14 protein-coding genes are annotated in these 17,076 nt (G+C 69.7%); all 14 read right to left on the reverse strand.

From position 1 onward, the window contains the following. Positions 1-37 precede the first annotated feature (37 nt). The gene (locus MC45_RS09205; protein ID WP_038662143.1) at positions 38-1,204 is read right to left on the reverse strand and encodes a deoxyguanosinetriphosphate triphosphohydrolase; all 1,167 of its coding nucleotides are present in this window, start codon (positions 1,202-1,204) and stop codon (positions 38-40) included. Next, positions 1,201-3,264 carry a tetratricopeptide repeat protein gene (locus MC45_RS09210; RefSeq protein WP_245640689.1) on the reverse strand — a complete coding sequence of 688 codons (2,064 nt, stop codon included), beginning with the start codon at positions 3,262-3,264 and terminating at the stop codon, positions 1,201-1,203. The genes MC45_RS09205 and MC45_RS09210 overlap by 4 nt, the downstream gene beginning before the upstream one ends. A gap of 319 nt (positions 3,265-3,583) precedes the next feature. Further along, the gene (gene ftsZ / locus MC45_RS09215) at positions 3,584-5,098 is read right to left on the reverse strand and encodes a cell division protein FtsZ (RefSeq protein WP_038662148.1); all 1,515 of its coding nucleotides are present in this window, start codon (positions 5,096-5,098) and stop codon (positions 3,584-3,586) included. Between the two features lie 112 nt (positions 5,099-5,210). Then, positions 5,211-6,473 (reverse strand): cell division protein FtsA, encoded by a 1,263-nt coding sequence (gene ftsA, locus MC45_RS09220; protein WP_038662151.1) that lies wholly within the window; start codon positions 6,471-6,473, stop codon positions 5,211-5,213. Beyond that, positions 6,473-7,402: a cell division protein FtsQ/DivIB gene (locus tag MC45_RS09225; protein ID WP_038662153.1), complete on the reverse strand. Its 930-nt coding sequence runs from the start codon at positions 7,400-7,402 to the stop codon at positions 6,473-6,475. Before MC45_RS09225 ends, ftsA begins: the two co-directional genes overlap by 1 nt. Then, positions 7,399-8,352 carry a D-alanine--D-alanine ligase gene (locus MC45_RS09230; protein WP_052075595.1) on the reverse strand — a complete coding sequence of 318 codons (954 nt, stop codon included), beginning with the start codon at positions 8,350-8,352 and terminating at the stop codon, positions 7,399-7,401. The genes MC45_RS09225 and MC45_RS09230 overlap by 4 nt, the downstream gene beginning before the upstream one ends. Continuing rightward, the gene (murB, locus tag MC45_RS09235) at positions 8,352-9,272 is read right to left on the reverse strand and encodes a UDP-N-acetylmuramate dehydrogenase (RefSeq protein ID WP_052075596.1); all 921 of its coding nucleotides are present in this window, start codon (positions 9,270-9,272) and stop codon (positions 8,352-8,354) included. The genes MC45_RS09230 and murB overlap by 1 nt, the downstream gene beginning before the upstream one ends. Further along, positions 9,251-9,451 (reverse strand): hypothetical protein, encoded by a 201-nt coding sequence (locus tag MC45_RS09240; protein WP_038662156.1) that lies wholly within the window; start codon positions 9,449-9,451, stop codon positions 9,251-9,253. The genes murB and MC45_RS09240 overlap by 22 nt, the downstream gene beginning before the upstream one ends. Further along, positions 9,448-10,863 (reverse strand): UDP-N-acetylmuramate--L-alanine ligase, encoded by a 1,416-nt coding sequence (gene murC, locus MC45_RS09245; RefSeq protein WP_171009508.1) that lies wholly within the window; start codon positions 10,861-10,863, stop codon positions 9,448-9,450. The genes MC45_RS09240 and murC overlap by 4 nt, the downstream gene beginning before the upstream one ends. Further along, complete coding sequence (gene murG / locus MC45_RS09250; RefSeq protein ID WP_038662162.1) at positions 10,863-12,020, reverse strand: undecaprenyldiphospho-muramoylpentapeptide beta-N-acetylglucosaminyltransferase; 1,158 nt, start codon at positions 12,018-12,020, stop codon at positions 10,863-10,865. The genes murC and murG overlap by 1 nt, the downstream gene beginning before the upstream one ends. Continuing rightward, a complete protein-coding gene (locus MC45_RS09255) occupies positions 12,005-13,237 on the reverse strand; it encodes an FtsW/RodA/SpoVE family cell cycle protein (RefSeq protein ID WP_245640690.1) in 1,233 nt (410 codons plus the stop codon). The genes murG and MC45_RS09255 overlap by 16 nt, the downstream gene beginning before the upstream one ends. Next, a complete protein-coding gene (murD, locus tag MC45_RS09260) occupies positions 13,234-14,529 on the reverse strand; it encodes a UDP-N-acetylmuramoyl-L-alanine--D-glutamate ligase (RefSeq protein ID WP_038662168.1) in 1,296 nt (431 codons plus the stop codon). Before murD ends, MC45_RS09255 begins: the two co-directional genes overlap by 4 nt. Next, positions 14,526-15,596, reverse strand: coding sequence for a phospho-N-acetylmuramoyl-pentapeptide-transferase (gene mraY / locus MC45_RS09265; protein ID WP_038662171.1), 1,071 nt, complete (start codon positions 15,594-15,596; stop codon positions 14,526-14,528). The genes murD and mraY overlap by 4 nt, the downstream gene beginning before the upstream one ends. Continuing rightward, a complete protein-coding gene (locus tag MC45_RS09270; RefSeq protein ID WP_038662174.1) occupies positions 15,596-16,960 on the reverse strand; it encodes a UDP-N-acetylmuramoyl-tripeptide--D-alanyl-D-alanine ligase in 1,365 nt (454 codons plus the stop codon). Before MC45_RS09270 ends, mraY begins: the two co-directional genes overlap by 1 nt. Positions 16,961-17,076: the final 116 nt, after the last annotated feature.

Below are 17,076 nucleotides of genomic sequence, written 5' to 3' on the forward strand. Positions count from 1 at the left end.
CGATGTCTGGCCCCCATCCCGTCCGGCGCGCCCTTCCCTAGAACCCCTCGGGCAGCTCGATGGCGCCGACCAGTTCGCGATAGCGGGCGATGGCATAGCGGTCGGTCATGCCGGCGATGAAATCGGCGATGTGGCGACTGCGGCCGGGTTCGTCGTGCGGCACGTCCTCGGCCCATTCGGCGGTCATCGCGGCGGGGTCGGCGCGATAGGCCGCGAACAGGCCGGTGACGATGCCGTGCGCGGTGTCGGCCGCTTCGAGCTGGCGCGGATGGTGGTAGAGATTGGCGTACATGAAGCGCTTGAGGTCGCGCTCCTCCTCGCGCATCGCCGGCGAGAAGCCGCAGAGCGCCTCCCCCGCCGCGCGCACGTCGTCGGCGCTGGTCACGCCCGACGCGGCGATGCGACGGCGCGTCTCCTCGATCAGGTCATTGACCATCGTGCCGATCTGGCTGCGCACCAACTCGCTCGCCAGCCGCTTGGGCGCGACGTCGGGGAAACGCGCGCAGGCCCCCTGCCAGCCGCGCGCGACGATCGGCACCGCGAGCAACTGGTCGAGCGTCAGCAGCCCGGCACGCAGCCCGTCGTCGATATCGTGATTGTCATAGGCGATGTCGTCGGCGATCGCCGCGACCTGCGCTTCGAGGCTGGCGTGGCTGGTCAGATCGAGCGGGAATTGCGCGTCCGCCTCGCGCAGCGCCCAGCCGGGGTGGCGGACCGGGCCGTTGTGCTTGGCGAGCCCCTCCAGCGTCTCCCAGGTCAGGTTGAGCCCGTTCCAGCGCGGATAGGGCCGCTCGATCAGCGTCAGCGCGCGCAACGTATGGCCGTTGTGATCGAAGCCGCCGGCATCGGCGAGGGCGATCTTGAGCGCATCCTCGCCGGCGTGGCCGAACGGCGGGTGGCCAATGTCGTGCGCGAGGCACAGCGCCTCGGTGAGATCCTCGTTGAGGCCGAGCACGCGCGCAATGGTGCGGCCGATCTGCGCGACTTCGAGGCTGTGGGTCAGGCGGACGCGGAAATGGTCGCCATCGGGCGCCATGAACACCTGCGTCTTGTGGCGCAGGCGGCGGAAGCTGATCGAATGGATGATGCGGTCGCGGTCGCGCTGAAAATCGTCGCGCGGGCCGCGCGTGGTCCCGGTCTGTTCCTCGTGACGGCGACCTTTGCTGCGCGCCGGGTCGGATGCCCAGGGCGCGCGTGCGCTCACTTGCCCTTGCCGGCCGACAGCCTGGTGACCGCCTGGCCGGCGTCGCTGGTGAAGGTGAAGGTCGACACGCCTTCCTTCTTGAGCTGGTTGACGAAGCTGCGTGCCTCGGCGTCGGTCTTGAACGGGCCGACGAGCACGCGGTTGGTGGCGCGCAGCGGCGTCGACCACGCGCTGCGGCTGCCGAACACCGTCGGCGCCTTCGCCTTTACCGCGGCATAGGCCTTGGGCAGATCGTTCTCGTTCGCGCCGCCGGCGACCTGCACCCAGATGCGTTCCGGATTGGCGCGGGCGAGGCGCTTCTCCTCGGCGGCGGCCTTCTTCTCTTCGGCGGCCTCCTTGGCGTCGGCGAGCTTCTTCGCATCGGCAAGCTTCTTGGCGGCGAGCGCCTTCTTGTCGGTCGCGGCCTTGCGGTCGGCGGCGCGCTTCTCGGCGGCGGCCTGGATCGCCAGCGCCTTCTCCGCGGCGGCGTCGCGCGCTTCCTTGGCCTTCGCCTCGGCGATGACGCGCGCGGCGGTATCGGCGGGCGGGATCGCGGCGAGCGGCGCGGGTTTGACCGGCTCGGTCACGCCGAGTTCGGACGCCGGGATCGACAGGCCGGCGACGATGCGTGCGAGCACGCTGTCCGCCTCGGCGCGCGACGGCGGCGCGCTGTAATTGGCCGGCGGGGTGGCGGTCGCGGTAACCGCGGGCTGACTCGGCGTCACCGTGGCGGGCGGATTGACCGGCGACGGCGCGACGGCGGTGAAGCCGGGCGTCGGCGCAACGGTGGCGGGCGCCGAAGCGACGGGTTGCGCCGGTGCGGCGGTGAAGCCGGGTGCGGGCGCCGGGGTCGCGGCAGGCCGCGTCGATCCCGTCGCGCCGAAGGTGGGCGTCGGCGTTGGCGTCGGGACGCTCGTGACGGGCACCGACGGGCGCGGCTGCACCGATGCGAGTTGTACGGGTGCGGCTTGCGTCACCGTCGGCGTTGTCGTCCGCACCGGCGGCAATGCGGATGCGGTCACCGGGGCGGGTGTCGGCGCCGGGGTCGGGCTCGGCGTGGGCACCGACGTCGGCGTGCTGGCCAGCGTCACCGGCGCGCCCTGCGGCTGCGACGGCAGCGGCTGGACGCGAGCGAGCGCCGCGGTCGCCTGCTGATAGGTCGGCGCGGGCGTCGGCGTCCGGGTGGCGGCGGACGGCTGCGCCGCCACGCTTCGCGTGGTCGACGCGAGCGCGACGCCATCGCGGTTGCCGCGCCGGCGCCGGTCCTTCTTGCCGGGCTGTTCGACGGGCTGCACCGCGGCGAGCGCGACCGGCGCCGGCTCGGGCGCGAGCTGCGGCAGGATCGGCGCGAGGCGCGAATCGGCGAGCCGTTCCGGCGTGGTGTGGACCTCGCCGAAATGCACCGCGAACGCCCGGTCGGCGGCGGGCAGCGCCGGCAACCGGCGGAAGAACGGGATCAGGCCCTGCGCCATGCCGGGTGGCAGCATGGTGGTCGCGATCTTCTCGGCGCCGGCCTGATCGCCCCCCATCGCGAGGATGAAGGCACGGATGCGCCAGGCGCTACGGTCGGTCTTGCGAAGCAGCGGGTCGAGCTGTTCGAGCGCCTGTTCACGCTTGCCCGAAATGCCGAGCGACAGCGCGTAGCGGCGGACGATCTCGTCGTCGGGATCGGTCTTGAGCGCGAGGCGATAGTCGCGCTGGGCGCGCTCCTGCTGGCCGATCAGGTCATAGGCGAGCCCGCGATCGCCGGCGAAGCGACGCACGTCGGCGCCGGCGGCCTCGGCCTGCGAGAAATAGCGCAATGCCTCGCCGGGGCGCTCGGAGCGGACCAGAATGGCGCCCTCGCCCGCCTTGATGCGCGGATCGCCCGCCGATACCTTTTCGGCACGCGCGTAGAGCGAGGCGGCACCGCTAAGATCACCGAGCGACAGCGACAGGTCGGCGGCGGCGATCAGCGCGTTGAGATCGCGCGGATTGGACGCGAGCGCGCGCATCTGTTCGGCGAGCCGGTCGGCGTCGGTGGTGCCGGGCAGCGCCTGCACCACCTCCTGCGCGAACAAAGCGGCAGGCGCGGTCGCCAACAGGAGCGCGGCGGGCGCCAGAAAGGGGGATAACGAAAATCGCATGAGATCGCGGCGACTAGAGCCGAGCGCTCCTGAACCGGCAATGTCCGATGACGGGCCGCGCGGCGAACGGAGGCTGAACGGCGACGAACATCGGTGGGGCAAGCTCGGATGGGAGAAAACTATATTCCTCCCCCGCCAGGGGGAGGTGGCAGTGCGAAGCACTGACGGAGGGGGAGGATACGGCGAGCCGCGTCGTATGCGGGCACGCCCCCTCCACCACCCGGCTGCGCCGGGCGGTCCCCCTCCCCCGCTGACGCGAGGGAGGAAATTAGCGTTACTGGTTGTTCTGGCGGTGGAGGAAGCGCGGGATGTCGATCGGGTCCTTGCCGTCTTCGGGCGCCTCGTCGCGCGCCGGGCCGCGCGCGGCGTTGGACATGCGCTCGAACAACGTGCCGCCGAGCTTGACGCGCGGCTGCGGTGCGGCGTCGGGCGCGGCGGCCTCGCTGCCCGGTGCGATCCACGGGCGGCGACCGGCCGCAGCGTCCGGCGCCGGCGTGCGCGCCGGTGCGGCATAGGATTCCTCGCCATACGCGCGCGGCTGCGGTTGCGGCTGCGGCGCGGCGGGAACGATCGTCTCGGCGCCGAGCACCAGTTCGTCGTCGCTCTCGGCGGGTCGCGTGTCCGGCTTCACCGCATCGGTGGGCTGGAGATCGAGCGGCGCGGCCGGCGCGGCGGGTGCAGGCGCTGCGGCCGGCGCAGGCGCGGGCTCCGACGTCGTCGCGCCGGTCGGGCGGAACGAGGTGCTGTCGTCGGTCTTGCGGCCCATGCCGAAGCTGAACGACTTGGCGGCCTCGGGCGCCGGCGCGGCGGCGCCGGGCTTGGCGTCCGAATCGATGCCGGTGGCGACCACCGACACGCGGATGCGACCTTCCAGCTCGGGATTGAACGCCGAGCCCCAGATGATGTTGGCATCGGGATCGACCAGGTCGCGAATATGATTCGCGGCTTCGTCGACCTCGAGCAGGCGCATGTCGTCGCCGCCGGTGATCGAGATGATGACGCCCTTGGCGCCCTGCATCGACACGCCGTCGAGCAGCGGGTTGGCGATCGCCTTCTGCGCCGCCTCGAGCGCGCGATTGTCGCCCGACGCCTCGCCGGTGCCCATCATCGCCTTGCCCATCTCCTGCATCACCGAGCGGACGTCGGCGAAGTCGAGGTTGATGAGGCCGGGCATGACCATCAGGTCGGTGATGCCGCGCACGCCCTGCTGGAGGACCTCGTCCGCCATCTCGAACGCTTCCTTGAACGTCGTATTGGCGTTGGCGATCAGAAACAGGTTCTGGTTGGGGATGACGATCAGCGTATCGACATACTTCTGCAGCTCCTCGATGCCGCCGTCGGCGCTCTTGGCGCGACGGTTGCCCTCGAAGCTGAACGGCTTGGTCACCACGCCGACGGTGAGGATCCCCATGTCGCGCGCCGCCTTGGCGATCACCGGCGCCGCACCGGTGCCGGTGCCGCCGCCCATCCCCGCGGCGATGAAGCACATGTGCGCCCCCTCGAGCCGCTTGGCGAGATCGTCGATCGTCTCTTCCGCCGCGGCGCGGCCGATCTCGGGACGCGAACCGGCGCCGAGGCCCTGGGTGATCTTCGCGCCGAGCTGGATGCGATGCGGCGCGATCGACGACTTGAGCGCCTGCGCATCGGTATTGGCGACGAGGAAGTCGACGCCCTGCACGTCGGCGCGCATCATGTTGGCGATGGCGTTGCCGCCGGCACCGCCGACACCGATCACGGCGATGCGGGGGGTCAGTTCGTCGACCTCGGGAGTGATGAATTCGATGCTCATGACGTAACTTTCTCCGCCCCATCCGGGTAAACGCGCCGGGACACTGATTTAACCTTTTGCCTCAACGACTCATGCGGTGCCACAGAAAACGCGCAATCGTCGTCATCGGCCCTCAATAATTCGCGCGCGCCGCCTGGATGAGCTTGCGCATCATGCCCATGCCACGCTGCCGATGAACCGTGGTTTGCTGCGGCGCCACCCCGCGCAGGTCGATCGGATCGGCTGCGGCGTAGAACGCGAGCCCCGCCAGCGTCGCGAACGCCGGACCGCCATGCGCCTCCGGCAGAGCGGTCAGGCCGCGCGGCCGGCCGATGCGTACCGAGCGGCCGAGCGCCTGCTGCGCGTAATCGGCGATGCCCTTCAATTCCGCGCCGCCGCCGGTGAGCACCACCTGCCGCCCGACCGGCCCCTCGAACTTGAGCTGGGCGAGCGACTTGCGGATCTCGTCCATCTGATGCTCGAGCCGCTGGCGGACGATGCCGATGAGCTGCGCCTTGGTGATCTGCATCCCGCCATGGACGTCGTCCTCGGCGGCGATCGGCATCACCGGGATCATCTCGTGATTGTCGCGCGGGGAGGCATTGGCCGAACCGTGGAAGCATTTCATCCGCTCCGCCTGCGCGCGCCGGGTGCCGAAGGCGCTGGCGATATCGTCGGTGATGTCCTGCCCGCCCATCGGGATCGAGCACAGGCCGACGAGCATGCCGCCCGCGAACAGCGAGACGTTGGTGATCCCCGCCCCCAGCTCGACCAGCGCGACACCCAATTCGCGCTCCTCGTCGGACAGGCAGGCGAGCCCGGTCGCGACCGGCGCGGCGATGATCGACTTTACTTCGAGATGCGCCGAGCGGACGCACAGATCGAGGTTGCGGACCGGCGAGCCGTCGGCGGCGACGACGTGGATATGCACGCCGAGCCGGTCGGCATGCAGCCCGAGCGGCTTCTTGACGCCGGTCAGCCCGTCGAGCGTGTAGAGCGCGGGCTGGGCGTGGAGCACCATCCGCCCCTGCGGATCGATCGAATTGCGCCCCGCGGCGAGCAGGGCGTCGATATCCTGCTGTTCGACGCGATGGCCACCCAGCTCGAACTCGACCTCGGCGACGTCGCTGACCAGGCCGCCGGCGGAGAAGCCGACCCAGACGTTCTCGATGTTGATGCCGGCGATCCGCTCCGCCTGTTCGACCGCCTCGCGCACCGCCGCCTCGGTCGCGGCCATGTCGGCGATATAGCCGCGCTTGACGCCGCGGCTCTCGCGCTGGCCGGTGCCGAGCACGATCAGCTCGCCGCCGTCGCCCTTCTGCGCGATCATCGCCGAGACCTTCGACGACCCGATATCGAGCGCCGTGATCAATCCTTCCGGTGCAACCTTCGCCATCAGCCCTCAGCCCCCGCTCGCATGTTGGTCGTATCGGTCGACGGTGTCGCCACCTCGCTCGGGTCCGGCACGTTGTGCGCCATGCTCGCCCCCGGCTTCCGCGCCACCAATTTGCTCGGATCGCGCATGTCGAAACGGATCCAGCCGCGCCCGAGCAGCGGCCGTGCGCCATCGAGTTCGGCGAACTTGAGCAAGGCCGCGGGCGCGCCGTCCTCGGGCAGCGCCAGCGTCTCACCGCTGTCGAAGGTGAGGTCCCAGCGGCGGTTGCCGATCCAGGTCGCCGCCTTGACGCGCGGTTTCAGCGCGGGCGCGGCGGCCAGCAACGCCTGATAGCCCGCCTCCTGCCGGTCGGCGCCGGGGCCGATGATCAAAGGCAGATCGGGGATCGCATCGGGCCGGACGGGTTCGAGCAGCACGCCGTCCTTGTCGATCAGCGTGAGCTGGCCATTGTCCTGCCACACCGCCGCCGGGCTGCGCTCGACGATGTCGACCAACAACGTGTCGGGCAGCCGGCGCGAGACGTGGGCGTCGGCGATCCAGCCGTAGCGGAGCAGTTTCTGGCGCACCGCCTCCAGATCGACGAGCGGCATCGCGCGGCTCTGCTGGTCGAGCGCGACCGCATAGACGCTCATCCGGTCCATCCGCTTGAGCCCGGTCACCTCGATCTGCTCGACGCGAAAGCCCGCCTGCCCCGCCCCTTCGGCGATGGCGGCGCCGATCATGCCGGGGATGCCGATCCACGTCACCGCGGCGAGCGCCAGCGCGATACCGCCGCCGGTGATCGTCCAGGTCGCCGCCTTGCGGATCGTGTCCTCGCTGACCGGCACGGCGGAGACCGCGCGCTCGAACAGCGACACCTTGCGCACCGGCTGCCGGCGCCGCCCGGTCGGCCGCTTGGGCGGCGGCCCGCGCTTGATCGTCCGGCTCATCCCCGATGGTCCTTCGCAGGCCGGCCGTTGAACGCCGGGTCGCGCAGCGCCTCGTCGACGATCGCCTGGACCAGCTCGGCATAGCTCATGCCGATATGGCGCGCCTGTTCGGGAACGAGGCTCAAAGGCGTCATGCCGGGCTGGGTGTTGACCTCGAGCAGGAACAGGCCGTCGACGCCACGCTCGTCGTCCCAGCGGAAGTCGGAGCGCGACGCGCCCTTGCAGCCGAGCAGACGATGCGCCTCGAGCGCGAGGCTCTTGCAGGCGTCGGCGATCTGATCGGGGATGTCCGCCGGGCAGACGTGTTCGGTGAGGCCGTCGGTATATTTGGCGTCGAAATCGTACCAGCCGTTCTTGGGCTTCAGCTCGGTGACGCCGAGCGCGCGCTCTCCGAGCACCGCGGTGGTCAGCTCGCGGCCGCGGACATAGGGCTCGGCGAGCAGTTCCTCGAACTTCTGCCACGGCCCCTCGACGTCGCGGCCGATCGGATTGCCGTAATTGCCGTCGTCGGTGACGATCGCCACGCCGACCGACGAGCCTTCGTTGATCGGCTTCAGCACATAGGGGCGCTGGAGCGGGTCGCGCTCGTGGATCTCGGCGGATTTGACGATGCGGCCGCCGGGCATCGGCACGCCGGCGGGGACGAGCACCTGTTTGGTCAGCACCTTGTCGATCGCGATCACCGAGGTGGCGAGGCCCGAATGGGTATAGGGGATGCCCATCAGGTCGAGCATGCCCTGCACGCTGCCGTCTTCGCCCGGCGAGCCGTGCAGCGCGTTGAAGACGAGATCGGGCCTGGCCTCCGCAAGGCGCGCGGCGACGTCGTGGTCCATGTCGATCCGGGTGACGCGATGACCGAGCGATTCGAGCGCGTCGGCGCAGCCGTTGCCGGATTGCAGCGATACCGGGCGTTCGGCGGACCAGCCGCCCATGAGAACCGCGATGTGCATCACTTGGCCACCCCGACCCGCTGGATTTCCCATTCCAATGTCACGCCAGACTGCGCCTTCACCTTGTCGCGTACCTCTTCGCCCAGCGCCTCGATCTCCGCCGATGTGGCAGACCCAAGGTTGAGCAGGAAATTGCAATGTTTCTCCGACACCTGCGCATCACCGCGGGTCAGGCCGCGGCAGCCGGCGGCGTCGATCAGCGCCCACGCCTTGTGGCCGGCGGGGTTCTTGAAGGTCGAGCCGCCGGTTTTCGAACGCAGCGGCTGCGACGCCTCGCGCTCGGCGGCGATCCGGTCCATCTCCGCGCCGATCGCGGCGGGCTCGGCGGCATGGCCGCGGAAGGTCGCCGCGATCACCACCGCGCCCGTGGGCAGCGCGCTGTGCCGATAGGTATAGCCGAGGTCCGCGACGGCGAGCGTTCGGCGCTCGCCCGAGCGCAGCACGACGTCGCAATCGACCAGCACGTCCTTGACCTCGCGGCCATAGGCGCCGCCGTTCATCCGCACGAAACCGCCGACCGTGCCGGGGATCGAGCGCAGGAATTCGACGCCGCCGATCCCCGCGTCGCGCGCGGTCGAGGATACGAGGATGCCGCTCGCCCCGCCGCCGCAGCGCAGACTCGTGTCGTCCAGCCGCTCGACCTGCGCGAACGCCTTGCCGAGACGCACGACCACGCCGGGCACGCCGCCGTCGCGGACGATCATGTTCGAGCCGAGGCCGAGCGCCATCACCGGCACCGCCGGGTCGAGATCGCGGAGGAAGTCGGCGAGATCGTCGGCGTCCCTGGGCTCGAACAGCCATTGCGCGGTGCCGCCCGACTTGAACCAGACGAGCGGCGCCAGCGGCGCGCCCTGGGTCAGGCGCCCGCGCACGGCCGGAAGTACGATGGCGTCCGCAGTCACCAAGGGCCGACACCCCATAGTCGCGTCCACGCCTGGATCGCGGCGAGATTCGCCTCGGCGGCCTTGCGCGTCGCCTCCTGCGCCTGGACCATCGCCTCGCCGGCACCGACGGCATGGCCGCCCGCCTCGAGCGACTTGCGCTGCGCATCGAGCATCTGCTTCTGCAGCTTCAGTCCCGCATCGAACCAGTCGTTCATCGCCGTTCTCCGATCGCCGTGGCCAGCCCCGCCGCCCATTTGGTGATGTCGCCCGCGCCGAGGCAGACGATCATGTCGTCCGGCTGGATCGTCGCCGCCAGTTCGTCCGCCAACGCATCGGCATCGGCGATCGTCGCCGCCGAGCGATGGCCGCGACGCTTGAGTCCGTCGACCAGCGCCTGCGCGTCGACGCCCTCGACCGGCGCCTCGCCCGCGGCGTAGACCGGGGTGACGAGCACGCGATCGGCGTCGTTGAACGCGGTCTGGAAATCCTCCATCAGATTGCCGAGCCGCGAATAGCGGTGCGGCTGGACGACCGCGATCACCCGGCCGCGCGCGCCCTCACGTGCGGCGGCGAGCACGGCGCGGATCTCGACGGGATGATGACCGTAATCGTCGATGATCGTGACGAAGCCGCCGTCGACCGCGACCTCGCCGACCTTGGTGAAGCGCCGCTTGACGCCGCCGAAGGCGGAGAACCCCTGCTGGATCGTCGCATCGGGAATGCCGAGTTCGAGCGCGACGCCGATCGCGGCAAGCGCATTCTGGACGTTGTGGCGACCGGGCATCGGCAGTTCGATCCCCTCGATCGCGCGGGTGGTGCCGTCGCGCTCGCGGACGACACAGTCAAAGCGGTTGCCGCCCGGCACCGGCGTGACGTCGACGCCGCGGATATCCGCCTGCGCCGAGAAGCCATAGGTGACGACGCGACGGTCGCGGACGCGCGGCAGCACGTTCTGCACCTCGGGGTGATCGAGGCACAGCAGCGCCGCGCCGTAGAAAGGCACGTTCTCGACGAACTCGACGAAGGCGTCCTTGACCGCGTCGAACGAGCCATAATGGTCGAGATGCTCGGGATCGATGTTGGTGACCACCGCGATCGTGCCGTCGAGGCGCAGGAAGCTGCCGTCGCTCTCGTCCGCCTCGACCACCATCCAGTCGCTCGCGCCGAGGCGCGCGTTCGAGCCGTAGCTGTTGATAATGCCGCCGTTGATGACGGTCGGATCGATCCCGCCCGCGTCGAGCAGCGCTGCGACCATCGAGGTCGTCGTCGTCTTGCCGTGCGTGCCGGCAACCGCGACGGTGGATTTGAGCCGCATCAGCTCGGCGAGCATCTCGGCGCGGCGGACGACGGGAATGCGCCGTTCCAGCGCCGCCTCGACCTCCGGATTGGTGCGCGTGATCGCGGTCGAGGTGACCACCACCGCCGCGTCGGCGACGTTGGCGGCGGCATGGCCGATCGTCACCGCGATGCCCTTGTCGCGCAGCCCCTGCACGACATAGCCCTCGGCGACGTCGGAGCCCTGTACGGTATAGCCGAGGTTCTTCATCACCTCGGCAATGCCCGACATGCCGATGCCGCCGATGCCGACGAAATGGATCGGGCCGATATCGGTCGCGACGCCGCGGATCATGCGAACGCCTCCTTGTGCGGGGCGGCCTTGCCGACCGGCAGGCGCGAGACGGGGGAATCGAGGCTTTCGACCAGATCGGCGAGGTCGCGCACCGCATGCGGGCGGCCGACGCTCTGGGCGCGGGTCGCGGCATTTTCGAGCGCGACCGGATCGAGGCCGAGCTTCTGCATCTGCTTGGCCAGTTCCACCGCGGTGAATTCGGGCTGCGGGATGGTGCGCGCGCCGCCCGCCTTGGTGATCTCGCGGGCATTGGCGGTCTGATGGTCGTCGGTCGCGCCGGGCAGCGGCACGAGGATCGCCGGGCGGCCCGCCGCGGTCAGCTCGGCGATCGTCGAGGCGCCGGCGCGCGCGATGACCAGATGCGCCCAGGCGAGCTGTTCGGGCATGTCGGGCAGATAGGTGGCAAGTTCGGCCGGGATCTGATGTTCGGCATATTGCGCGCGCACCGCGTCGATATCCTCGATCCGCGCCTGATGCGTCACCTGCAGCCGGCGGCGGAAGGTGATCGGCAGCATCGCGAGCCCGTCGGGCACCACCTGGCTGAGGATGCTCGCGCCCTGGCTGCCGCCGGTGACGAGGACGCGGAAGATGCCGTCCTCCTCGAGCAACGGATAGGGCCGCGTACGCAGCGCCAAGACCGCGTCGCGCACCGGATTGCCGACGAGATGGACCTTGCCCTCATGCTTCACCGCCAGCCGCTCGGTCGTCGCATAAGAGGTGGCGATCGCATCGACGCGGCCGGCGACGAGCCGGTTGACGCGGCCGAGCACCGCATTCTGCTCGTGCACCGCGGTCGGGATCTTGTCGGCGAAGGCGGCGAGCAGCGCCGGCATCGCCGGATAGCCGCCGAAGCCGATCACCGCGGCGGGCTTGAACGTGCGGTACAATTCGCGCGCCATCGCCCGGCCGCGCAGCATCTCGCGCACCGCCGAAGGCCAGCCCTGCGGGCGTTTCGCCTGGAAGCGGCCGGCGGGCAGGACGTGCGTCTGGATGCCGTCGAAAAGGCCGGGGAAGCGGACGCCGCGCTGGTCGCTGATGAGGGCGACGCGATGGCCGCGCCGGGTCAATTCCTCGGCCAGCGCCGCGGCGGGGACCATATGCCCCCCCGTACCACCGGCGGCGAGGACGTAATGCTTGCTCAATTCGATCCCCATCTCACCACATACGGGCTGCGCGTCAGGAACGGGTTGCGCCGCGTGAACGCGAGCAGCAGCCCCATGCCGATCGACAGCGCGATCATCGACGAACCGCCATAGCTGATGAACGGCAGCGTCATCCCCTTCGACGGTGCGAGGCCGGTGTTGACCGCCATCGACACCAGGGCCTGTGCGCCGAATTGCACCGCAAGCCCCGAAGCGGCAAGCAATTTGAACTCGTCCTGCTCGTCGAGCAGCTTGACGAAGACGCGCACGACGATCGCCAGGAAGACGATCGCGATGATCGCGCAGGCGATCAGGCCGAATTCCTCACCGATCACCGAATAGATATAATCGGTATGCGCCTCGGGCAGGCCGAACTTGACGGTGCCGCCGCCGGGGCCGGTGCCGGTCCAGCCGCCGCTGGTGATCGTGGCATGCGCGGCGTTGGTCTGGAAATGGTCGCTCGCCCCCTCGCCCTCGACGCTCGGGAACAGGAAGGCGTCGATGCGATTGCGCGCGGTGCCGTAGAACATGTACGCCGCGACCAGCCCGACCGGCACCATCGCGATGATCCCGCCGAGGATGCGCATCGGCGTACCGGCGATCATCAGCAGCGCCATCCAGACGGTGCAGAAGATCACCGTCTGCCCGAAATCGGGCTGGAGCATCAGCAGCACCGCGATCAGCCCGGTCATCGCGCCGGTGATGAGCACGGTCGGCAGCTCGGGGTCCTTGGCCTTGAGCGACAGCAGCCACGCCACCGTCACGATGAACAGAGGTTTCAGGAATTCGGACGGCTGGAATTGCGCGAAGCCATAGCCGATCCAGCGCCGCGCGCCGTTGATGCTGTTGCCGACGAACGGGGTCAGCGCGAGACAGACGACGAGCACCGCCGCGCCGCCGAGCGCCAGCCGTCGTGCGAGCGGCACCGGCAGCATCGACACGCCGAACAGCACCGGCAGCGAGATGCCGACCCAGATGAGCTGCCGCCAGAAATAATAGAGCGGCGTGAATTTGTGATGCTCGCCCGAATAGCGCACCGCCGTCGCCGGACTCGCCGCCGCGACCGCGATCAGGCCGATCGCGATCAGGAACAGCGTCAGCAGCAGCAGCATCCGGTCGATGTCCCAGAACCAGGTGCCGAGCGGCGAACGATCGCCGCGCCCGCCGCGCCGCTTGACCTTGGCGATCAGCGTGTCGCGGTCGGCGTCGGTCATACCGGCACTGGTCATGCGAGGGCCTCCACCGCCGCGCGGAACGCGGCACCGCGCTCCTCGTAATCGCGGAACTGATCGAAGCTAGCACAGGCCGGCGACAAGAGCACGGTGTCTCCGGGCCGTGCCGCGACGGCGGCCTGCGCGACCGCCGTGGCGAGGTCGCCGCTTTGCGTCACCGACGGGATGCGGTCCGCGAGCAGGTCAGCGAACAAGGGGCCGGCCTCACCGATGGTATAGGCGGCGGCGACCCGGTCGAAATAGGGCGCGCAGGCGTCGAGGTCGTCACCCTTGCGCTTGCCGCCGACGATCCAGTGGATGCGGCCGAACGCGCCGAGCGCGGGGGCGGTGCTTTCCGGATTGGTCGCCTTGCTGTCGTCGACGAAGGTGACGCCGTCGCGGACCGCCACCGTCTCCATCCGGTGAGGCAGGCCGGTGAAGCTGGCAAGGCCGCGGTCGATATCCGCTTCCGACACGCCGAGCGCCTTGACCGCGGCGATCGCGGCGAGCGCGTTCTGGGCGTTGTGCGGGCCTTGCAGCGCCGGCCAGCGCGACTGGTCCATGCAGACGCCCGGCGCGATCTTGGTCAGATGCTCGCCCCGCGCCGACAGGCCGCGCGCGATCTGCGCCGAGGGGGCATCGCCGATGCCGATGATCGCGTCATGCTGCGGCGACTGCATCGCGAACAGCCGCGCCTTGGAGGCAGCATAGGCCTCGAAGCCGTCGTAGCGGTCGAGATGGTCGGGGGTGACGTTGAGCAGCACCGCGACGTCGCAATCGAGGCTCTGCGTCAGGTCGAGCTGGTAGCTCGACAGTTCGAGCACATAGACGCCGCCTGCCGGCAGCGGCGGCTGTTCGAGGATAGGCAGGCCGATGTTTCCGCCCATCAGTGTCGGGACGCCCGCGGTCTTGAGGATATGGTGGATGAGCGCGGTGGTGGTCGATTTGCCGTTGGTGCCGGTGATGCCGACGACGCGATGGGGCGGCAGTTCGGTGCGCGCCTGTGCGAACAATTCGATGTCGCCGATCACCGGCACCTGCGCGGCGCGGGCATGATCGACCAATGGATGCGCGTTAAGCGGCACGCCTGGCGACACGATCAGCCCGGCCGCGCCGTCGAGCGCCAGTTGCAGCGGATCATGGACGATGACGCCGTCGATCCGCGTCACCCGTTCGCGCGCCGCGGCGTTCATGTCCCAAGCGACGACATGGGCGCCGCTGGCGGCAAGCGCCTGCACCGTCGCGAGGCCCGAGCGGGCGAGCCCGAGCACCGCATAGCGTTTCCCGGCAAAGGCCTTGGCGGTAATCACCGCAGCTTCAACGTCGACAGGCCGGCGAGCGCCAGCACGAGGCTGATGATCCAGAAGCGGATGACGACGGTCGGTTCGCTCCAGCCAAGCTGTTCGAAATGATGGTGAATCGGGGCCATGCGGAAGACGCGCTTGCCGGTGCGCTTGTAGAAGAACACCTGGATGATCACCGACATCGCCTCGACGACGAACAGGCCGCCGACGATGCCGAGCACGATCTCGTGATGCGCGACCACCGCGATCGTGCCGAGCGCGCCGCCGAGCGCGAGGCTGCCGGTATCGCCCATGAACACCGCCGCGGGGGGCGCGTTGAACCACAGGAAGGCAAGCCCCGCGCCGATCACCGCGCCGCAGAAGATCGCGAGTTCGCCCGCCCCCGGCACGTGCGGGATGCCGAGATAGGTGGCGAACTTCACGTTGCCCGCCAGATAGACGATCAGCATGAAGGCGACGCTGGCGATGATGACCGGCATCGTCGCCAGCCCGTCGAGCCCGTCGGTGAGGTTCACCGCATTGCCGAAGGCGACGATGGTAAAGGCGGCGAACAGCGGGAAGGCATAGCCGAGGTCAAGATACAGCCGGTCGGTGAACGGCAGATAGAGGTGCGGCCCGTTCTGCCCCATGATGATCCACGACGCGATGCCGGCGATGGCGAATTCGAGCAGGAGACGCGTGCGACCCGAGACGCCCGCGGTGCTCGCCTTACGCACCTTGTCGTAATCGTCCATGAACCCGATCGCGCCGAAGCCGAGTGTCACGAACAGGCACGACCAGACATAGGGGTTGCTGAGGTCCATCCAGATCAGGATGGCGAGGCTCATCGCGGTGAGGATCATCAGCCCGCCCATCGTCGGCGTGCCGCGCTTGGCGAGATGGGTCTGCGGCCCGTCGGCGCGGATCGGCTGGCCCTTGCCCTGGCGGACGCGCAGCCAGCCGATGAAGCGCGGTCCGATGATGAGGCCGATGAAGAGCGCCGTCGCGACCGCCGCACCGGTCCGGAAGGACTGGTAGCGGATGAGGTTCAGCAATCCGGTGAAGCCCAGATGCTCGGCGATCCAATATAGCATTACGTTCCGCCCCCCAGGCCCGCGACCACGCGCGACAACCCGACACCGTTAGACCCTTTGACGAGCACCGCATCCCCGGCGCTGGCCAGGGCCTTCACCCGGCCGAGCGCGGCGGCGGCGTCGGCCACATGCATGACTTGGGTGCGTCCCTCAAGGGCCTTGGCGAGCGGCGCCATCGCTTCGCCGACCAGCACGGCCGCTTCGACCCGCGCGGCGAGTACCGGTCCGGCGAGATCGGCGTGATAGGCGTCGGAGGCGTCGCCCAGCTCGCGCATCTCGCCGAGCACGGCGAGGTGACGGCCCGGCTCCTCGGCAAGCACCGCAAGCGTCGCGCGCATCGAGGCGGGATTGGCGTTGTAGCTTTCGTCGATCACCAGCACGTCGCCCGGCGCGACGAAGCGCGCGCCGCGGCCGGCGAGGCCGCCCATCTCGGCAAGCGCGAGGCCGGCGCGGGCGAGATCGGCACCGGCGGCATCGACTGCGGCGAGCACCGCGAGCGCGTTCGACACCCAGTGCATCCCCGGCTGCGACAGAGTGAACGACAGTTCGCGTTCGCCGATCTGCGCGGTGACGAACGAGCCGCCGGTCGGCAGGCGCATCGCCTCGATCGCGCGGACGTCGGCGCCCTTGGTCAGGCCGAACGTGACGGTGCGCGCGGCATAAGGCGCCGCCGCGGCCATCAGGCGGTCGCGATGCGGGCTGTCATAGGGGACGATCGCGACGCCGCCGGGTTCGAGCCCGCGGAAGATCTCGCCCTTGGCATCGGCGATCGCGCTTTCATCGGGAAAGAAGGCGGTGTGCGCCGGTGCGATCGCGGTGACGATCGCGATATGCGGCCGCACCAATTTGGTCAGTTCGGCGAGCTCGCCGGCATGGTTCATGCCCATCTCGAACACGCCGATCCTCGTGTCGCGCGGCATGCGGGCGAGGCTCAGGGGCACGCCGGTATGATTGTTGTAGCTCTTCACGGAGCGGTGGACCGCGCCGGGCAGCGACCGGTCGAGCGCGGCGAACAGCGCCTCCTTGGCGCTGGTCTTGCCGACCGAGCCGGTGACGCCGATCACCGTTCCCGCCATGCGCGCGCGGGCGGCACGGCCGAGGTCGTTGAGCGCGGCGAAGGTGTCGGCGACGCGGACGTGCGGATGATCGGTCGCGTCCGAGACGATCGCGCCCGCCGCGCCCTGAACGAACGCCTGCGGCAGGAAGCGATGGCCGTCGGTGCTCTCGCCGGTCAGCGCGACGAACAGATCGCTGGGGCCGACCTCGCGGCTGTCGAAGGCGACACCGGTGGCGGCGAAATCGGTCGCGGCGGTGCCTGCGGTGGCGGCGGCGATTTCGGCTGCGGTCCAGAGGGGCGCCGTCATGGCTGCACTGCCCCGTCACCCCGGACTTGTTCCGGGGTCCACTTTGCGGCGAGGAAAACGGTTGTTTGTCCGAGTGCTGTCCGCGCGGACGGGTGGACCTCGGAACAGGTCAAGAC

The sequence above is a fragment of the Sphingomonas taxi genome, assembly GCF_000764535.1.
Taxonomy (GTDB): domain Bacteria; phylum Pseudomonadota; class Alphaproteobacteria; order Sphingomonadales; family Sphingomonadaceae; genus Sphingomonas; species Sphingomonas taxi.

What these genes read in the sequence shown, in the direction of transcription:
- ftsZ (WP_038662148.1), bottom strand. Translation starts at nt 5,098, where the DNA reads ATGAGCATCGAATTCATCACTCCCGAGGTCGACGAACTGACCCCCCGC.
- ftsA (WP_038662151.1), bottom strand. Translation starts at nt 6,473, where the DNA reads ATGGCGAAGGTTGCACCGGAAGGATTGATCACGGCGCTCGATATCGGG.
- MC45_RS09225 (WP_038662153.1), bottom strand. Translation starts at nt 7,402, where the DNA reads ATGAGCCGGACGATCAAGCGCGGGCCGCCGCCCAAGCGGCCGACCGGG.
- MC45_RS09230 (WP_052075595.1), bottom strand. Translation starts at nt 8,352, where the DNA reads ATGCACATCGCGGTTCTCATGGGCGGCTGGTCCGCCGAACGCCCGGTA.
- murB (WP_052075596.1), bottom strand. Translation starts at nt 9,272, where the DNA reads ATGGGGTGTCGGCCCTTGGTGACTGCGGACGCCATCGTACTTCCGGCC.
- MC45_RS09240 (WP_038662156.1), bottom strand. Translation starts at nt 9,451, where the DNA reads ATGAACGACTGGTTCGATGCGGGACTGAAGCTGCAGAAGCAGATGCTC.
- murG (WP_038662162.1), bottom strand. Translation starts at nt 12,020, where the DNA reads ATGGGGATCGAATTGAGCAAGCATTACGTCCTCGCCGCCGGTGGTACG.
- MC45_RS09255 (WP_245640690.1), bottom strand. Translation starts at nt 13,237, where the DNA reads ATGACCAGTGCCGGTATGACCGACGCCGACCGCGACACGCTGATCGCC.
- mraY (WP_038662171.1), bottom strand. Translation starts at nt 15,596, where the DNA reads ATGCTATATTGGATCGCCGAGCATCTGGGCTTCACCGGATTGCTGAAC.
- MC45_RS09270 (WP_038662174.1), bottom strand. Translation starts at nt 16,960, where the DNA reads ATGACGGCGCCCCTCTGGACCGCAGCCGAAATCGCCGCCGCCACCGCA.